Source organism: Arthrobacter monumenti (assembly GCF_054511255.1).
The window spans coordinates 294,607-313,058 of record NZ_JBTNCY010000001.1 but is presented as its reverse complement, the minus strand read 5'-3'; the positions used below and the strand labels follow the sequence as shown (position 1 = coordinate 313,058).

General features: G+C 53.6%; 14 protein-coding genes and 1 pseudogene. 12 read left to right on the top strand and 3 right to left on the bottom strand.

What is annotated here, in order from left to right; genetic code table 11:
• Positions 1-243 precede the first annotated feature (243 nt).
• On the top strand, positions 244-1,278 hold the full coding sequence (locus ACX80B_RS01460; RefSeq protein WP_459292292.1) for a hypothetical protein: 1,035 nt from the start codon (positions 244-246) through the stop codon (positions 1,276-1,278).
• A 150-nt stretch (positions 1,279-1,428) separates the two neighbouring features.
• On the opposite strand, the pseudogene ACX80B_RS01455 reads toward ACX80B_RS01460, so the two are convergent.
• Positions 1,429-2,599 (bottom strand): annotated as a pseudogene (locus tag ACX80B_RS01455) (IS3 family transposase); the annotation flags it as partial.
• Between the two features lie 249 nt (positions 2,600-2,848).
• Positions 2,849-3,463, bottom strand: a complete 615-nt coding sequence (locus ACX80B_RS01450; protein WP_459292847.1) for a polysaccharide pyruvyl transferase family protein — start codon at positions 3,461-3,463, stop codon at positions 2,849-2,851.
• Between the two features lie 340 nt (positions 3,464-3,803).
• Here ACX80B_RS01450 and ACX80B_RS01445 point away from each other — a divergent pair, with 340 nt between their 5' ends.
• The 5 genes from ACX80B_RS01445 (at position 3,804) to ACX80B_RS01425 (ending at position 9,431) form a co-directional block, all read left to right on the top strand.
• Positions 3,804-4,976: a glycosyltransferase gene (locus tag ACX80B_RS01445; protein WP_459292290.1), complete on the top strand. Its 1,173-nt coding sequence runs from the start codon at positions 3,804-3,806 to the stop codon at positions 4,974-4,976.
• 25 nt (positions 4,977-5,001) lie between these two features.
• The gene (locus ACX80B_RS01440) at positions 5,002-6,084 is read left to right on the top strand and encodes a GSCFA domain-containing protein (RefSeq protein ID WP_459292288.1); all 1,083 of its coding nucleotides are present in this window, start codon (positions 5,002-5,004) and stop codon (positions 6,082-6,084) included.
• A 77-nt stretch (positions 6,085-6,161) separates the two neighbouring features.
• Complete coding sequence (locus ACX80B_RS01435) at positions 6,162-6,893, top strand: hypothetical protein (RefSeq protein ID WP_459292286.1); 732 nt, start codon at positions 6,162-6,164, stop codon at positions 6,891-6,893.
• Positions 6,880-7,302, top strand: coding sequence for a hypothetical protein (locus tag ACX80B_RS01430; protein WP_459292284.1), 423 nt, complete (start codon positions 6,880-6,882; stop codon positions 7,300-7,302). The genes ACX80B_RS01435 and ACX80B_RS01430 overlap by 14 nt, the downstream gene beginning before the upstream one ends.
• Complete coding sequence (locus ACX80B_RS01425) at positions 7,299-9,431, top strand: glycosyltransferase family 2 protein (RefSeq protein WP_459292282.1); 2,133 nt, start codon at positions 7,299-7,301, stop codon at positions 9,429-9,431. The genes ACX80B_RS01430 and ACX80B_RS01425 overlap by 4 nt, the downstream gene beginning before the upstream one ends.
• A gap of 1,063 nt (positions 9,432-10,494) precedes the next feature.
• On the opposite strand, the gene ACX80B_RS01420 is transcribed toward ACX80B_RS01425, so the two are convergent.
• The gene (locus ACX80B_RS01420; RefSeq protein ID WP_459292280.1) at positions 10,495-10,695 is read right to left on the bottom strand and encodes a hypothetical protein; all 201 of its coding nucleotides are present in this window, start codon (positions 10,693-10,695) and stop codon (positions 10,495-10,497) included.
• A gap of 516 nt (positions 10,696-11,211) precedes the next feature.
• On the opposite strand from ACX80B_RS01420, the gene ACX80B_RS01415 reads away from it, so the two are divergent.
• The 6 genes from ACX80B_RS01415 (at position 11,212) to ACX80B_RS01390 (ending at position 18,446) form a co-directional block, all read left to right on the top strand.
• Positions 11,212-12,162, top strand: a complete 951-nt coding sequence (locus tag ACX80B_RS01415) for a right-handed parallel beta-helix repeat-containing protein (protein WP_459292278.1) — start codon at positions 11,212-11,214, stop codon at positions 12,160-12,162.
• A 389-nt stretch (positions 12,163-12,551) separates the two neighbouring features.
• On the top strand, positions 12,552-13,523 hold the full coding sequence (locus ACX80B_RS01410) for an LCP family protein (protein ID WP_459292276.1): 972 nt from the start codon (positions 12,552-12,554) through the stop codon (positions 13,521-13,523).
• A gap of 208 nt (positions 13,524-13,731) precedes the next feature.
• A complete protein-coding gene (locus ACX80B_RS01405; protein ID WP_459292845.1) occupies positions 13,732-14,937 on the top strand; it encodes a glycosyltransferase family 4 protein in 1,206 nt (401 codons plus the stop codon).
• A 119-nt stretch (positions 14,938-15,056) separates the two neighbouring features.
• A complete protein-coding gene (locus tag ACX80B_RS01400; protein WP_459292274.1) occupies positions 15,057-16,679 on the top strand; it encodes a glycosyltransferase family 4 protein in 1,623 nt (540 codons plus the stop codon).
• Positions 16,679-17,569, top strand: a complete 891-nt coding sequence (locus ACX80B_RS01395; RefSeq protein WP_459292271.1) for an ABC transporter permease — start codon at positions 16,679-16,681, stop codon at positions 17,567-17,569. The genes ACX80B_RS01400 and ACX80B_RS01395 overlap by 1 nt, the downstream gene beginning before the upstream one ends.
• On the top strand, positions 17,553-18,446 hold the full coding sequence (locus tag ACX80B_RS01390; protein ID WP_459292269.1) for an ABC transporter ATP-binding protein: 894 nt from the start codon (positions 17,553-17,555) through the stop codon (positions 18,444-18,446). Before ACX80B_RS01395 ends, ACX80B_RS01390 begins: the two co-directional genes overlap by 17 nt.
• Positions 18,447-18,452 lie beyond the last annotated feature (6 nt).

Sequence of the window (18,452 nt, the reverse complement as noted above, 5' to 3'; positions counted from 1 at the left end):
TCACTTCGTTCTTGGCCGGATCATCCACGGTGCTACGCCGTTACCGTGAGGAGAGAAGCGCGGGAAGTCCACTTCGCCCACTCTTCCGGTGAATGCGCCATAGATCTAAACGAAGCAGGACACTAGAAGCTCTACACGTTGGCGCGCTGATCCCTACGTATCTTTCATCCTTAACCGCGTGAACGAATGCTATCTTTGTGTCGACGATGACACGCAACAACGATTTTCTAGAGGATGCCTGCCATGCAAAAAATTAACCACGGCTATTTACATATAGGGACAGAAAAAACGGGAACCACGACGGTTCAAGCATTTTTTGCCAAGAACAGAAACCGTTTGTCGGAAAGGCGCACACTTTACTCCCGGTCTTTAGCGCGCCCCTGGAATACAAATCACATACGGTTGGCAACTTACGCCGGTGGTGATGATCGTATTAAGGACCTTAGAAAACCATTGGGTTTGCTGGACGCAGAAGCGATTTCTGCTCACCGACGGGAAGTTGAAACTGATCTCAAGGATGAATTACTGTCCCTTCCGGAAACGGAAGCGTTAGTGTTAAGTAACGAACACTGCCATAGTCAGTTGGTGCATCATGAGGAAGTTCGACGTGTGCATGATTTATTGAAGATGTTCTGTCAAAATGTAACTGTTATAGTTTATATACGTCCACAACACGAGCTTGCCTTGAGCAAGTATAGTACACACATCAAACTTGGTGGCCAAAATAGACAACCTTTTCCTGATGTAAATTCCAACGCCACGTATTATAATTACGATCATCTAATAAGGCGATGGGAGGAGGTGTTCGGGCGAAAAAATATGGTTGTTCGGGTCTTTGAGAAAGAAGCAATGGTCGAGGGAGATATTGTACACGATTTTGCAGTTCAGCTAGGTTTAGATATCCGCTCATGTTCTCTGCCGGAGCGAAAAAATCAGTCCTTAAACCCGACTGGAATCGAATTTTTACGTAGAATGAACCCTCACTTCCCCCGCTTCATCAACAATGCGCACAATCCCTCCCGCAGTGAGCTCGTAAGCCTTGTGGAGAGAACGTTTCCTGGTCACGGTCCCCAAGTTTCACAACAGAAGGCGCTCGATTTCTATAGCAAATTTGCGGAATCGAATGAGGCAGTTAGGCGTCGGTATTTTCCTGACCGAAGCACCTTATTCACTCCGAATTTCGACAGCATCGACGATGCTGGTGCAAAGGTCCCCACTACAGAAGCCGAGTGGTTCAAACTATTCGCTGACTTCTGGCGTCAAGGACGAACTCGTTAGTCCCGACCAGGAGTGCGTTCTGACAACCATGAGCCGGAGCACTCTAGATGAGTCATTCCTATAGCCGTGGGTCGCACGTCTGTTTTTAAAGTTAGGCAGAGAGTGAGTTGCTGCGGAGATTTCGGCCAGCGGTTTTAATGGTTTTTCATACGCTGCCATGGCTGGCTGTTGGTAACTGTAGTGGACTTCGGTTTGGCCGGCGGTAATCGAGCCCGGAGTTCCGGCGGCGGCTGTTTTAGAAGCCTTCGATATAGTCCATGACGTCCCGTTTTGGCCTAGTTATTGTGGCATAGATGGTGCGGTGGACGTGTTCGTTTTTCAGGGCTGAGAAGAAGCTTTCGGCCATGCTGTTATCCCAGGAGACACCGGTCCTGCCCATCGGTGAGCGCATCCCCAGTTCAGCAACAGCGACCTGATTTCGGCGTAGGTGTATTGGCTGCCGCGGTCCGAGGCCAGATCGCATCCGGTGCAATGTAAGTGGTGGTGTCGACGTTTCGCAACGCGGTGGCGACCAGCTCGGTGCGCATGCGATCGGCGATGGAGAAACCGAGGACTTTCTTTGAGTAGCAGTCAATGACCGTGGCCAGGTAGACGAACCCTTCCCAGGTATGGATATAGGTGATGTCACCGACGAACTTGGTTCCCGGCGCCGCCGCGGTGAAATCCCGGTTGAGCAGGTCCGGGATGGCAGCGGTAGCCTACGCGTCGGCCTCCGTTGTGATTCTGAACGGTCGCGGCTGGCACGGCACGAGGTCCTCGTCGCGCATGATCTGCCGGACCAACTCCCGAGAGCATTCGGTGCCCTCGGCGTTCAGGTCGGCGTGGATCCTCCACTACCCGTAGGTGCGTCGGAGTCGTCGAAAAATTCCGGATACGGACCGCGAGGGCCGGGCGGCGGTGGCGGACTGGTGCCGGGACAGCCAGTTATAGAAACCGGACGTTGACACGGCCAGCCACAGACACATTTTCCAGACCGGGTTAGTCTCTACGGGATCGTTTTTCGGGGAGTCGATGTACTCGTATTTGCTCACTACCGCTGCTCCCTCGCGAAGTAAGCGCTGGCCTTTTTAGGAACGCCGTCTCAGCCCGCAGCTCCTGATTCTCCCGTTCCAACTCCTTCAACCGGGCCCGCTCCCGGCAGACTCAACTCCTCCTGCCCGCCGCCGTTGTCCTCCCGGTATTTGATGAACCAGCGGCGCAGACTCTCGGCTCCGACGCCATAAGACTTGGCAACCTCCGCGATGGGCCTCGGTGTATCGATAACTTCCCGGCACAACGCGTCCTTAAAATCCTGGCTGAACCGGCGACGTGCTGCAGACATACCTCAGATCGCACTTTCAGTAGCAACCTCAGTTTAAGAGGCCCACTGTCCGAAATCTCTAGGCTCGTCATTAATCATTTAGGGCCACCGCGTAGTCAACCTTAGTTCCGTGTCATCGCATAACAGAAGCGCAAGCCGCAAATTTGTTCTAGCTTCCGGGTGTGGCTTTTGTACAGAAGCTAGCGTTGCGTACAGTCCTCAGAGAGTTCAGTCTGGGGCAGGGCACCGCCGTCCTTTTATTCGTGCATCTCAACCATGGCTGTCCAAGTGGGGGAGCGGTTTCCATAACTCTTCGGGGAAGGTATCTAGGACGGTTGCGATATCGAGCTGCGGGATATCCATTCCTCCCATCCGGATAGCATCTTTGTTGGAAGGAGCAATCAAAGCCCCGCTGCGTCCTGTGCCCAATAAGTAGTCGCGATATTTGAAGGTTGGCTCCGCTTGCGACTCAACCAAGCGCGCAGGTATGCCCAACGACTCTGCCACGACAATGGCATGAAGGGAAGAACCAACAACGAGATCACTTGATGCTATAATCCGAAGGCAATGCTGGAGCGGGGAGGTTGGATCGACAACCAGGGGATCTCCGGTCCACGCTCTAAAGTCGTTAAAGTTTGGAAATACGGAAACACTCCGCCGCAGCTGATTGCATTCCAACATTCGCCGAGGCCACAGCGTCCCTAGCAGCAGGCCTGGATCGCCGTACCTTGGCGGCACGTCGAATCCACGTTTTATAAGGTGGTTTCTCGTTAGCGGTCCCCGAACACCTCGGATGTCCAAACGCCGAGCCGAGATTCGCTTTCCAAGGGCTTTACCGTTGACGCCCGTCCCCCACACGACGTCGCCGTCGGACGCATAGTGCATTACCGATCCGACCGACAGGAGGCGAACTGGTCCAGTTTTCGACTCCTCGGAAAGACCTCTTTGTTGCAATATCCTTCGTACGATTAGGGGACCCAACAAGTCGCCGAAGTTGTTAACCCGTCGGCCCGGCAGGTAAAGTCCAGGACTGGAGGGTACGGGCGGACGCTGGGGATTCCACTGGAACAGTTCAACTTCCGGCATAGTGGCCACCCGAGTCCCTCGTCGTCATGCAAGCATTATTGCGCAACGTTACAGTGGTTGCAGTCCCTTTATTGCGCCGGTTGAGTTGGCTGGCCCCTTCGCAACGCTACAAGGCCGCAACTGTTTTTAGGAGAGTCGTTTGAAGCTTACGCTCAAGGGTTTTCGGCACGGCAAGGAGTCTCCGGTTGCAGAGGCAAGGGCCGCACTAGAAATGGTGGGATCGTCTACGATCGGAAAACCTATTCTCGTTGGATATACACCGGTTGGCCGCACAAACCCCTATCAAGCGTTGCTCTACAAGCAATTTGCACCCGCCGGCCTTGCGGCTTCTCCCGTGATCAAGAGTTGGGACTTTCTTCGCCTTCTAGAAGCGCGTGAAAATGCCCGCGCTGTAGTGTTACACATACATTGGACATCTTTTGTCTTAAATGAAATCAAATCGTACGTCACTGCTAAGAAAAAAGTGTCAGATTTCAGACACGAATTGGACGCCTTCATTAAAGGCGGCGGAAAGGTCGTTTGGACGCTTCATAACGTTATTCCGCATGACTCATTGTACCCAGCACTCGAAATGCAGATCCAACAGTATCTGGCTGACAGGGCCGACGTTATTCATATTCTCTCGCAAGCGTCCGCGGATATCATGCGAGAGCACATAAGTTTTGAAAATTCAAAGCTACTTCTGTCCCCGCATGCGAACTACAGGGGTACTTACGAAGACTTTATTCCAAAAGAAGAAGCGCGCTTGTCACTCGGCATCAGGCCGGATGAGCGCGTATACGTCCTACTAGGAGCGCTCAAAGCTTACAAAGGGCTCAAGAACTTGTATGAGTCCTTCGAGGAATTCTGCCGGGGTAGTTCGCAACCACGGAGGCTGCTTGTCGGCGGCATGCCCGACGAAAGCGTCGAAGTCGCGGAATTTGTCAAACTCTGCGAGCGAAGCCCAAATGTGTTAATTGAGGCCAAAAAGATTCCAGCCAATTTCGTTCAGTACTACATGCGTGCGGCGGATATAGGTCTCGCACCTTACGCTCGGATGTTGAATAGTGGCGCCATTCTCCTATATCAAACGTTTGACCTGCCGGTAATAACGTCTGATGTTAAGGCAGTGTGGGAAAACCTGACTCATGATATTGCTGAGAAAGTAGACAGTCCGGGCGACAGGGAGAAACTCGTCGACTCATTCAGGCGTGCTGAACGATTTTTTGATGACGATGTGTCTTGGAGGATCCGATCCTTTACCAACAATTACGAGGCAGATGCCTTGTCGCGAGCATTCGCGAGTGACTTGCGCTCTCGGCTGATGTCTTGATCCAAAAACCGTCCTCGGGAGTGACATGAATATTGAAAATGTGAGTAGTGATAGCTCGAATAAAGCACGGTCACCTTATCGTGGCAATGAAGCCAGGTCTTTTTGGAGGCGTGCTGTTTCAGGCCTCGAAGTCATCGACCTTGAGGGTCTGTACCGGAAGAAGTACGACATCAAGCCGGATGATGCAATTGCTACTGCTGGCAGTTGCTTCGCACAGCATATCGCTCAGCACCTTCGGGTTAATGGCTTCAGGGTTATGGACACCGAGCCAGCACCTGCCGACCTGAATGAGGAAACCGCCAAAAAATATGGGTTCAGAACTTACTCTGCACGATATGGCAACATTTATTATGTGCGGCAGTTGCTTCAGCTCGCACAAGAGTCCTTGGGTCGCTGGACACCCTCAGACGCTGTTTGGGCGAAGGGCGACAGGTACTTTGACGCACTCCGGCCTTCTGTTGAACCAAACGGCCATAGGACGGCGCGCATGGTGATGCTCCACAGGGAGCAGCATCTGAGGCGCGTACGGAAGCTGCTTACGGAGGCGGATGTGATCGTATACACTCTGGGTCTGACTGAAGGTTGGCGACACAAGCGAAGTGGAACCGTTTTCCCTACCGCGCCTGGGACTATAGCAGGGGACTACGATCCAGATAAATATGAATTCATAAACTTTAAATACCATGAGTTATATGAGGACTTTGAAGAATTTAGATCGCTCGTTCATACCGTGAATCCGAATGCGCGCTTCATTTTAACTGTGAGCCCTGTTCCACTAGCCGCTACGGCGTCTGGAGAACATGTATTGAGCGCGACGACTTATTCGAAATCGGTTTTGCGGGCTGTTGCTGGAGATTTGTCCGAAGGACGTGAAGATACAGATTACTTTCCCTCGTATGAAATTATTACGGGGGGCCCTGCGCGAGGAATGTTCTTTGACGAGACCCTTCGCAATGTGACACCGCAAGGAGTCCAAACGGTTATGTCGCACTTTTTTCGTGAACACGGAACTGTTGCAGATGACAGCAACAGCGTGCAGTTGCCAGTTCAAGGTGAGGAAAGTGACGTCTTGTGTGAAGAAGTCCTATTGGAGGCGTTCGGGCGATGAAGATATGCTTTGTCGGTGACTCACACTTGGGGCACGTCAAGTCGGCGTGGGAGCTAATTCGAACGGATTATCCGAACGTGTCAGCTGGCTTCAAGGTCGAGAGAACATACGGAGATCTACCGCTGACAATCAAAGGGGTGAAGCAACAACCTGTCGTCCACAATGATATTGGGCTCACACATTCACCAGATATCGATGTGAACGAGTGGGATATGTTTGTCGTTTTAGGCATGCACTATTCATTCTCGACGTTAGCAAAAAGCTATACTAAGTTTCGTAGAGACGACCATGGGTGGGATCGTAGCGTCTACATGGTATCCCCGGACGTATACGATGAGTCCGTCCTGGATATGTTTCGGAAAACCAAAGCAGCACGGGTTATGGAATCTCTTCGTGCATTTACAAGCAAGCCCATTATCTATTCTCAACAACCTCGACCGCTCGAATGGGTGACTCATCGGGACGAACCCGAGTTTCGGCACTTCCGCGCTATACAAAAAGGTGGCGACATTAGTTCTCTTGCCGAAACGTACGAGAAACTTATGCATGATCTTGTAGATCGTAGTTTCCATGTCTCATATCAACCATCTCAGACCATTTCAAATGACGTTTTTTCGAAAACCGAGTTCGGCCTGGCGAATCCCGATGACTTATCTTCGGATTCGCTCTATACTAGAGGCGATTTTTATCATATGAATGAGAAGTATGGCGTTCTGGCACTTAGGGAACTGCTCGAGAATAATGTCCCGAGCGTCGTACACGATTCTGTAACGGATTCGAATGGGGGGGCGTCTGATGCCACCGAGTAAGTCAGTTGGGTTCGAGTTTAAATTCGATTTTGTTCACGAGCAAACTACTATCGATTTCTTAGTTCATACTGAGGTGTCCATTGCTCACAAGGAGTTTGTTTTCTTGGTTGCTGGTGTGGATGATATTGACGCTAAAGACAAGGTCGTAAATTGGGGGTTTTCGGCTTCGCTTGACAGCCACTATCTGTATAACCCTCCTGTCAGCGGAGGAGGATCTGTGCGCTTAGTTCCCTTATCCATTAAGCCCGGCTTTCGGCGCTTGCAGCTTCGAGTCTTATGCTGGGGCGGAACCGATACCGAACGTTTGAAGTCATTAGGGGAAATTTGGGCCTCATCACCGGTGTTCGGCTATGCCGAAAGAGGTACTGAAGGCTCACAACTTGTCCTTGGCGAAAGGACGGTACTATGAGCGGCGTGCCAGCCGAATCTATGATTGTGATAATTGGAGTGGAGGCTGACTCCGAACCGGAAGAAGTGAATAGGTCCTTGAGGTCTATCGGCGCCGCCTCCGCGAATACACAGGCACATGTGCGTGTATCAGTGGCTGTTCCTGACAGCTTCCTAACGGAGCAGCTGGAGAGTACTTATGAAGCGGCACCGGTCGAATTAGTTAAATATGGTGCGGACGGCGGAGGCTTAGCCCAGTGTGTGAATGGGGCGTTCAGGCAGTCCAGCGAAGACGTAGTGATTGTCCTGGTACCGGGAGTAATGATCGGGGTCGCGACCCTGTCATCGATCTTGGCTGAACTGCACTCAACCGATTCGGGAGTCCTCCGATTTGGTATGGCTGAGATCAGGTCTACCGAAAGGCCAACCCAGGACGAACTCAATGATGTGGCTGTTTATGGCGTCAAGCACCGAGCAAACGTCGCAGGCTTGCCTAGAGGCGAGTCAACCGGTTTTATCGCGGCCCGTCGCCAGGCATTCCACATACTCCGCGGGTTTGACGAAGAGCTTGTTTCCATCGACTCTGCCGTGCGGGACTTTGCTTGCAGGGCCCAGCGACTCGGAGTTCATGAGAAGTGGATTAACGATCGAAATTGCGTCGTTTTCAGGTGCGCAGTGAGGATGAACTCCCGGCGGGGAACGCGACCCAGCGTGTCGCCCGAGCGCCACGCGCCAGCGAGAGCGCCAATCTTTAGAAATCTGAATTCTTGGGGCGCCTCTTCACCTCCTGACGGACCGCTTGTCAGTATTGTGATTTCTACATTCAACCGTGCGGAGTATCTCCCAGATTGCATAAATTCCATTCTGGGCCAGACGTTTGAAGATTTTGAGGTCATTATAGTTGATGACGGTTCCACGGATAACACCCAGGAAGTCGTAGAATCTTTTGCTGAACCGCGGATCAAATATTTCAGACGGGCAAACAGCGGCATTTCTGCGTCAAGGAACTTCGGAACTCAAGTTGCTCGTGGGTACTTTATCGCCGTCCACGATGACGACGACATTATGCTGCCATGGCGCTTGGAGTTTCAACTGACTTCCTTCGCCGCTGGCGACCATGGAAGCTTCGGCGTCTCGATTCATTTCGACAACGACTCCGGTGAAATGCATCGTCTGACACATCGTCGATTTAATATGCAGACGGCCCTTCGCTATGGTCAGAACCCCACACATCCCACCTGGCTAGTGCGAAGGGATGTCATGGCGAGTTTTGAATACGATGAGACGTTGAAAAGCGGTGTCGACAACAACCTTGCTCTGCGTATGGTGCGTTCGGGCATTGTATTTAGACATTGCGGTGAGAGTCTAATATTGCGGCGGGTGCACGGGGGTCAAATAACGCGAACGGCCGGAGAGATTCAGAATTCATCCGCTAAAATGTCACGTCAACTGTTGAATTTTACAAACGGTCTGGCGGAAAATCCATACACAAAGAGCACGGAAGGGGAGTGGCTACCAAGCACGACCACCGAGAAGCCGTACGAACAATCGGTGATTCCCTATCTTCCGGACCATCTGGTAACCCGCCGTGTAGCGATCGAGTCGTTCGATTCTGAAGTGGATATTGGAGACGTGGCGTCCAGCATCGGGGAATGTGATTCTCTGTTTACTGTCGATGACCGGTCAGGGTGGCCGTCCAACAAGGTAGCCGAGGTTTTTGACGTATCGCTGTCGGGACTAGCCCGGTTGCGACTCCTCGGACTGGACTTTCGAGTGTCTGCGACTAGCAAAACGGCTGTGCATTCGAAGTTGGAACCAGCGGAATCGTTGTTTGAATGGATCTACTCCAATTACGTTCCCCTTCAACCTGATCAATTCCGAGTTGTAGCCGTGGCCACTGGCAAGGATCAAAACGGGTTGGCTGAAGTCGCCAAAACGGTACAAGGTGCTTTCTGCACAGCGAGAAACGGTGAGTGGTCCGGAGCGGCATTCATCTCTGGGCACTTGACGGCTGAAGCCGCCGTGGAACTGCAAAGAAATCTTTCGAACACTAAAGAAAGCCTTACGAACGTGTTCATGTTGGCGGCCGGGCCAGAACCTTTCTCCCCGCAGTTAGTAGCTGCTTTGGATAAGGAAGAGAGGACTCTATGAAATTCAAATGGGAACCGAACTCCTTCGGCCGCTCCGGCATATTAGCTACAGTTGAGGAAGGCGACACCTACCCTGTCGCCTCAGAGTTTTGGTTGGATCTCAACCTGTCAAAGTATCATGACGATCGATTTGCTGCTGCGTCGGCTCTGTTATTTGGCCACGTAACTGGCGCGAGACTAGCATTCACCGGTCGTGTTTCCATCAGCGTCGCACGATCCATCGAAGCAATCTTCCCGGAGACCGTCAGGGTCGACCCAGTACTTTACTCCGATCGTGAGATGCCCCGAGGGGAGTCAACACTTATAGTTTGCAACGGTCGTAAGGGGGTCGCTCCAGATAACGGGCTACACAAGCAGAGGGAATTTGTGTTGGAAATAGTACGTTCAGACGTCTATTCCGGTGGCTTGTTGGAGATGGACGCACTCACCTTATCTAGCAATGCTTGGTTGCATTCTGAGACACAGTCAGGGAAGTTGGGGCGTTGGTATCCGTTTCTAGCCGCGGGTATATTGTTGGCCGAGGAGACATCGGCATCGGCCATTTTTATCGACGCGCCAGACATTATCGAGGAGCCCGACTTTCCGTTACTATCCGATCTATGTTCGTCGGTCGGTCTAAATCTCTTGACTGGCGGACCGGTAACACGATAGAGATGACTGGTCACATCCGTGTCTTAGCGCTGGCGCGAATCGGTATATCCAGGCCATATGGGCGCAACGTGGTGAGTAACTGTTGCTGAGTTTTGTAAGGCGTGACAGGCGGACCCTGTAAATGTTTCCCGCAGCGTGGCGGCGTACGACGTAGCCGTTCTTCTGCTTGACGTGGCATTGTCGTTGGAGTGGTAGTGTGCCGACGTCGGGATAATCCGAGTCGATACCGATGATCGGGATTGGGAACACGGCCGTAACCTGTTCGAGGGCTTCGAAGACCCATTTGGCGGCCTTAATTCTTTACCGACCGCCAGAGATAACCAGTTCCCCGTCGCGCCGCAGCAGTGGCACCAGGATCGGCAGCATCGGCGCCAACAGTTTGCCGGCCGGCGCCCGCAGGACCGCCCAACACGTCACCAGCGGGCCCAGCAGATCCGGCCCATAGACCGGCGCCTGGCCGGGCCTGGCCCGACAATTTTCAGGACCAGGGCCTCCCACAGGGCCGTGCGGGCATAATCACGGTGCCAACCAGTCAATTCGACCAGCTCGTCCAGGATCCGGGACTTCCCTGCACGATCGGCGCTTCTATAAGCGAGGGCTTTCTTCTTCGTCACAGCTTGCCCCTGGGCCATCGTTAGCTCCATAGAAACGGCATAACCGGCAACCGGCGCCCGCAACATCAACCACGCCGCTACGCGAACGTTTTCAAATGAGGCAACGTATCCGGCTACGCGGAGGTTTTCTATGAGTCAACGCGGTGGGTGGACTTTGTCGAGGGATGCACCTATTCTTGTAACGGTTACGTTGGGGGGACCACATTGAAGAATTGGCTTTTTTCGGCACAAGTTACTGCCGTTTGTTCTCTAGTCGCTTGTTTCTCATTAGGTGTTGTTGCTCCCGCACATGCGACAGAAAGTCCTGGTATTCCAGATTCTGGAGTAGCGTATATCGGAATCCAGACGCCTGAGCTAAGCACGCCGGCGCCCGGCGGGCGGACAATTTTTGTGGATGACGACGGTACAGACATCATACCTGTCCACCAATCGTGGGGTTATGTGGAATATGACCGCACGACATGCCTTGAGAAGGGCGTATGGTCGACTCATCTTCCTGATTGCCCCGAACCCGACATGGATAATCCTCTTGCAACGATCCAAGCAGGCGTACTCATCGCAAAACCCGGTGACGTCATCGTGGTTCGCGGTGGGGTATATGACGAAAAAGTGGGTTGGGGGGCGCGGCCAGGCACGCCTGAGGCGCCGATATACTTGCAGGCATACCCGGGAGAACGGGTTCAGCTAAATGGATATCTTTCATTAAGGGACGCCGACTACTGGACGGTCCAAGGCATACGGTTCGGATTCAGTGAGACGAATACGACAGGTGAATCGATTGTGTACTTCTTCGGCGGTACCGGTTGGTCCTTCATCAACAACGAAGTAGCTGGCACACGGGGCGTCTCTAATGTTCTGATTCGAGAAAGCGTAGCAACCTCCAACTCGGATGCCGATAGAGTCGCGGCAGCGCCGCATGACTACCTGGTCGGTGGGAACTGCATCAAAAACGCGTCGCGTACAGGTACGCATGGCGAGATGCATAATATCTACCTTATGCCGTCGATTTATTCGAGTGGAGGAGTTATCGAGAGGAATATCGTTGCGGGGAGTCCTCTTGGCGCCAACATCAAGGCTTCTGGGAGTCGGGACCCAGTCGGTAGCCCACGGCACGTCTCGATTAGGAAGAACACGTTATTGTATGCATCCACTGGTATCTCGATAGGTCAACTCGCAGAGCGGATCAACACGCAAGGGAACCTGATTGCAAAAAGCTCTAATTCAGGTGAGTACGACGGCGGAGTGAAAACGTACGACTTAGTAGCACCCGACAGGAACGCTGTTAAAGATTCGCTCATCAGTAGTTATAGTCCTCCAATTAGGGAGGAGTGGGGAGCGACACATGAGCTGTTCAAGGCGCGAAACATAACTCCAAGAGATGTTGCGTTGACGGGGTCTGTAGAAAATTGCACCGTAAAAGCGGACTCATCGTCGATTCGAAGTTCGTATGGGCACCTATCACGATGACTGCTCGCCCCTTGTCGCCAATCATGGCGGCCCCCGGCGGTCGTAAACGAGCACCTACTCGACAGAGGACGATTCGCCCAGCCGAAAGACGAAACTGAATACACCCACTAACCTGGAGTTGGGTGCCGGTTCCTGCGGTCTCCGTTTCATCATCAGTCTTGCTTTGGCCTAGTATCCGGACGGCCTGCGCGGCACTTAGAAGACAGCTTTGAGGCGGGTCACGCCCCAACGGCATGTCCGTGGGTGGTCCGCTGCTAGGAAAGGCGACGATGTGCTGTAGAATCGGGCGTTGTCTCAAACCATAGGAGCATTCCTCAGTGAGTCATATGTTTGACGAGCCTCGGCATCACGAAGATGAACGACCCCGCAATCGGCATACAGTCCGCAATGTGCTGTTCGTATTCCTTGGCCTTTTCCTGGTCGCCGCAGTCGTGGCCGGCGGGTACCTCTACAACCTTGCCAATACTTTCAACAACAGCACTCAGAAGATCGAATCGGCGTTTCCTGAGGAATCGACACGCCCCTCCAAGGAAGGAGGGAACCCAGGGCCTGAAGCAATCAATATCCTGATAATGGGCAGTGACACCAGGAACAACATGGGGAATTTGGAATCTTCCACGCCCACGGGCCAACGCTCCGACACTATGATGCTGATGCATATTCCGCCTGACAGGGACGATATCTACGTAATGTCAATCATGCGCGATCTCTGGACTGAGATTCCAGGGCAGGGGATGCACAAAATCAATGCCGCGCTCTCAATGGGCGGGATTCCACTGACTGTTCAAACCATCGAGGGAATGTTCGACGACCGTATTGATCACGTCGCTGTCATTGACTTCGCAGGGTTCAAAGCATTGACTAACGCTCTGGGTGGCGTGACAGTAGACGTTCCCTACTCTTTCAAATCGTCGGGATCGATGGGGGAGGCCTTTACTGCGGGGCCGATGACCCTAGACGGTGAATCCGCTTTAAAGTTCGTCAGAGAACGCTCGGCGTTCTCTGACGGAGATTACCAGCGGGTGGCCAACCAGCAGATATTCGTGAAAGCAGTAATGTCGGAATTCTTGAACGCCGACACGCTAACCAACCCAGGTAAGATCAGCGATGTAGTCAGCAAATTTGCGCCTTTTGTGAGCGTCGACGATGGACTCGACGCCGGCAAAGTCGGAAATTTGGCCTTCTCCCTTCGCTCAGTGCGGAGTAACGACGTCCACATGTTCACATTGCCGACTAACGGGACGGGAACGTCCGCGGACGGTCAATCCATCGTTGTGAAGGACGAGGCTGCGATTGAGGCTATTTCCGAAGCCATGGACAATGGCACACTGGGGCAATTTCTAGAGTCAAACGGGCTCTGACGGCGAGGGACCGCGGGAATCAGGATCTGAGGGGAACGGATGGAGGCTTTAGCCGCCGTTTTCACGGGCTTGGTTAGCCCCAGGGGCACATTTGTGTTCGACTGGAGCCGAGCGGACCGTCCGAGCTGGACAATCGCAGCTAGACTGGGTTGCGGCAACCATAGGCACGGGAACTATCACGGGGGTGTTTGATGTGCGAATTTTACTTATGACGCACTCTTACAACCCGGAAAACAGTCCTCCTCAGCGGCGTTGGAATGCATTCATCAAACACTTTCGATCGTCGGAGTGGGACGTCGATGTGGTAACTCCGGTAGCGCATTTTCCATTCGGTCGCAGACAGCTTTCCAGCGAAGATGCCGGGCGGCCACTCCGACGCCAATACGGTGAGCATGGTGAACGAATATTCCGAGTGCCTTACCTCCGCCACGGCACGTCGCGTATTGGCCGCTTGGCCGATCAGTTAGTGTCCGCGGCCTTTTCCATTCCGGCTGCCCTAGCCGCGCCGAAGCCTGACGTTGTCATAGCCACAGCACCCAGTTTGGCCTCCCTCGGCGCAGGGTACGTTGTGGCAAAGGTCCGAAGGGTCCCGTTCGTAGTAGAGATGCGTGATGCTTGGCCCGATTTGGCTATCGATTCACGCGTAGTTGCGGGTGGAATCAAGGACGTAGTCAACCGCGTAATCCTTGCTATACAAGAACGCGCGCAATTGGTTGTCACCGTGACCGATGGATTTGCCGCGACGCTGCGACAGCGGGGCATCGAACGTGTACTCAATGTCAGTAATGGCGTGGATACAAAAAGCATCACCGAATTGGACCCGCCTTCCACTAACACTTCACGTCTCGAGGTTCTCTATTTAGGAAATCACGGCGAGAGTCAACGCCTAGAAACGATCATCCGCGCCAGCGCCATTGTTGGAGAGCGGATGCGACTGACGATGGTCGGACATGGAACCCGGCGTCCGGCTTTGATGGAGCTCGCTCTTGCACTGGATGCGCCGGTGGAATTCCACCAATCTGTTCCTGGACGTCAGGTGATGGAGTACTATCGCCGATCCGATAGTTGCGTTATCTCGCTGCGTGACGACTGGAAGTCGTTTGAGACAACGGTGCCGTCAAAGACATATGAAGTCCTAGCGACTGGTCGACACATTACCGGAATCGTGCGGGGCGAGGCCGCAGCCATGTTGTTGGCAGCACGATCTGGGGATGTGGTTGCGGCCGACCCTCAAGAAATAGCAAAGCTTTGGACAGAGCTGGCCGTTGATCGAGAACGATTGAACACGAAGAGCAGCGGCCGGCAGTGGACTCAGCAGCATGCAGATTTGAACGTGCTTGCCGGTGAGTATCAAGTAGCGATTGTGAACTTACTAACGGGAAAAAGACCCGGATCTCAGGTTTGTACTAAGTGATTCAAGTGTTGCGGAACATTCGTCTGGCGATCTCGACCCTCATTGTGCATCTGGGCGACGACCCGGTAGTGCTGCTACTCCAGATTTCGCGACGACTGCCTAGCAGGGCGAGGCAACGTGTGGCTGACGTTCTGTTTGTGTTGACTCGCCGTCGTCGCGACTCGGTTTCTGGTGTTTTTGCCGCCTACATTTCTGGTCACGTCCAGGAGGTTACGGCACTTCTGAAGTCTGCTCTGGCTAACGGCGTGACCGGCCAAGGGGCGCGCCGACTGTCGGATCTCGCGCTGAGTGCCGGAGAGGCTCAGCTCGCCGGGGATCTGTTGGAACGGGTAGACGACAGCGTTCGGGGCCGTGCTACCACGGTTGCGCGCTGCAAATGGTATGCAGGTGACATGTCGGGTGCAGTTGCGGCGCTCGAGGACGAACGGGGTCCAGGTCGACGGCAACGGGGACGACTGGCGGCGGAAGTCAAAGTCTTTCAAGGAGGCTGGACGCCTAGGGTCCCTCCCGCACATATCGAACCCGTGAAGAACCGCGTACTGCATATCCTGACCAACTCCCTGCCGCATACTGGTAGCGGCTATGCACAACGCTCGCACTCCATACTCATCGCCCAAGAGGCAATAGGATGGGACGCCAGAGCCGTTACGCGCCTAGGCTATCCCGTTCAGATAGGGGCGCTTCTCGCTCGAAGCAGCGACGTTGTCGACGGCGTCGAGTATGAGCGTCTTATCCCCGGTAAGTTGGCGGACGGTTTGGATGGCAGATTGCAGCAGCAGACAGAGGCGTTGTCGAAAATCGTGAGGTCATACAGGCCTTCAGTTCTTCATACGACTACTCATTTTGTTAATGGGCTGGTGGTCAGGGAGGTTGCTAGGGCCCACGGAATTCCCTGGGTGTATGAAGTACGGGGGCAGTTAGCGGATACGTGGGCGTCGAGCAGGGGCGAGGGCGCGTATTACAGTGAGCGTTATAAACTGTTCCGAGCCCGGGAAGCGGAGTTGATGCGAAGCGCCGACCTCGTCATAACCCTGGGCGAAGCTATGCAGAGTGAAATTCAACGCGAAGGAGTTCTGATGGAGAACATCGTCATTGCTCCGAATGCCGTGGGGGAGCAGTATCTGGCAGATCCTCTTTCTTCCGCCGAGGCACGTGCGGACCTTGGCCTGCCGGGGTCCGGGGTATGGATCGGCACCGTAAGCAGCTTGGTCGATTATGAAGGGTTGGACGATCTCCTGTCAGCGGCGGCGGAACTTGCGCCTGCTTATCCGAGTCTCCGCGTCCTCATAGTTGGCGACGGCACTTCTGCACCGGCCTTGAGGCGCCAAGCGAATACCTTGGGGATAAGTGACAAGGTGGTATTTGCTGGTCGTGTGCCCCGGGCTCAGTCGGCCCTCTACCACCAAGCCGTCGACATATTTGTCGTACCCCGCAAAGACTCCGCTGTAACCCGTGCCGTGACCCCGTTGAAGCCTGTAGAAGCCATGGCTTGCGCTCGACCAGTGGTTGCCAGCAATTTGCCTGCTCTCGCAGAAGCCGTCCGTCACGGAGAAAATGGCTTACTGGTTAACCCCGAAAGTCCCGCGGAGCTGGCGGAGGCGCTAAAGGAACTTTTGATCGAGGAGCCGCTCCGCACGGCTTTTGGCCTGGCCGGACGTAGGTTCGTGCTAGCTGAGCGGACCTGGGCGAAAAACGCTGCCGCATATGACGAGGCTTATACCCGCATCGGGGTAACTTCCTGATGGTGCAGCAGGCAAGACCGTCCATAGTACAAAAGCCGAATCGACGCGTATCGATTGATATGCGCGATTTGAGGCGGGTCGGTGCTCGCCCCCCATTTCTGGATTACCTCGTTGCGCTATGGGACTATCGGCAGTTCATTGCTTATGACGCACGTGCCCGGGTTCAGAGCGGTCATCAAAATGATCGTCTCGGAAGCGCATGGTTGATCCTCACTCCGTTGTTCAACGGCGCTGTATTCTTCCTTATCTTTGGTCTGCTGCTGAACACTTCCAGGGGGATTGAGAACTTTATTGCCTATCTGGTAATCGGTGTGTTCCTGTTCCAAATAAGTTCCCGCTCCATCAATGGGGCCGCGAGGGCCATTCAGGGCAACCGCAATGTGATTCAGGCGTTCAAATTCCCACGGGCAACGTTGCCGGTTGCGGTCAATGTGCGGGAAGTGTTTGCCAACGTGCCGGTGATTCTCACCATGCTGTTGATAGTGATTGTAGTTCCACCGGTGGAAGTGATCTCATGGCGATGGTTGCTACTGATCCCTATCCTGGCCCTTCAATTCGTTTTCAATCTCGGAGTCGGATTGATCTTGGCCAGATTGTGCAACGACGTCCACGACGTCATAAACGTTATTCCATTTTTCATGCGGCTATGGCTCTACGCATCAGCTGTCTTCTTCTCCATTGACCGTTTCGTCGATCAGCCGGTCATTGTCGACATCATGAAGGCCAACCCTTTGTATCGAGTGCTTGATATGGCGAGGGATTGCCTTATCTACGATTCAGTTCCGTCCTGGGACTCTTGGATCATTCTGGCGCTTTGGGCCTTGGCAGCGGTGGCCTTTGGTTTTGTATATTTCTGGCGCGCGGAGGAGACATATGGTCGCGAGCAGTGAGCTTGAGTTCCATGAAGGCTCCCCGACGGTGGTCCTACGCGATATTAGCGTCCGATATCGAGTCCATTCGACGGAATCGTCCGCACAGGAAGAAACTCAAAAGGCAGGAAATCGCTTCAAGCGTGCACTGCAACGCACATCATTGGTTGAAGTTGCAGCCCTAAACCGCATGTCGCTTGTAGTAAACCATGGCGAATCTGTAGGTGTAGTAGGGAGGAACGGGTCGGGCAAGAGTACATTAATGCGCATCATTGCTGGGCAGGAGCCGCCAACAACTGGTACCGTATTCGCTTCCGGAACACCCGTACTACTGGGGGTGAACGCCGCGCTGGTGCCGGACCTGTCGGGCGACCAGAACATAGTACTTGGCTGTTTGGCGATGGGGATGTCGAACCGACAGGTCCGGGAAAAATATGATCAGATTGTTGAGCTTTCAGGGCTAGGCAAGCAGATTCACCTGCCAATGAAGTCTTTTTCATCCGGTATGGGGTCGAGATTGCGTTTCGCGATTGCTGCGGCCGTCGATCCGGAGATTCTGCTCATTGATGAAGCGTTGAACACGGGCGATGAACAATTCAAGGGAAGAACTAAAAAGCGTATGGACGCGTTGCGCGCCAACGCCGGTTCTGTTTTCCTTGTCAGCCATAGCAATGGGACGATCAGGCAAATGTGTGACCGAGTGATTTGGCTGGACGAAGGCGATCTGTTGATGGATGGATCCCCAGGCGTAGTGCTCAAGAGGTATCAAGCGTTTATGAAGGCACTGGCGTCGGATGATCGTCATGCACCCGCACAGATGCGGCGACGACTAGTGAAAGAGTACGGATCCGTCGAAATTGAAGAGCGGTCGGTCGGCCGGCGAAAGGCTACCTCCTAATGCTCA

What these genes read in the sequence shown, in the direction of transcription:
- ACX80B_RS01460 (WP_459292292.1), top strand. Translation starts at nt 244, where the DNA reads ATGCAAAAAATTAACCACGGCTATTTACATATAGGGACAGAAAAAACG.
- ACX80B_RS01450 (WP_459292847.1), bottom strand. Translation starts at nt 3,463, where the DNA reads ATGCACTATGCGTCCGACGGCGACGTCGTGTGGGGGACGGGCGTCAAC.
- ACX80B_RS01440 (WP_459292288.1), top strand. Translation starts at nt 5,002, where the DNA reads ATGAATATTGAAAATGTGAGTAGTGATAGCTCGAATAAAGCACGGTCA.
- ACX80B_RS01430 (WP_459292284.1), top strand. Translation starts at nt 6,880, where the DNA reads ATGCCACCGAGTAAGTCAGTTGGGTTCGAGTTTAAATTCGATTTTGTT.
- ACX80B_RS01425 (WP_459292282.1), top strand. Translation starts at nt 7,299, where the DNA reads ATGAGCGGCGTGCCAGCCGAATCTATGATTGTGATAATTGGAGTGGAG.
- ACX80B_RS01415 (WP_459292278.1), top strand. Translation starts at nt 11,212, where the DNA reads ATGGATAATCCTCTTGCAACGATCCAAGCAGGCGTACTCATCGCAAAA.
- ACX80B_RS01405 (WP_459292845.1), top strand. Translation starts at nt 13,732, where the DNA reads ATGACGCACTCTTACAACCCGGAAAACAGTCCTCCTCAGCGGCGTTGG.
- ACX80B_RS01395 (WP_459292271.1), top strand. Translation starts at nt 16,679, where the DNA reads ATGGTGCAGCAGGCAAGACCGTCCATAGTACAAAAGCCGAATCGACGC.
- ACX80B_RS01390 (WP_459292269.1), top strand. Translation starts at nt 17,553, where the DNA reads ATGGTCGCGAGCAGTGAGCTTGAGTTCCATGAAGGCTCCCCGACGGTG.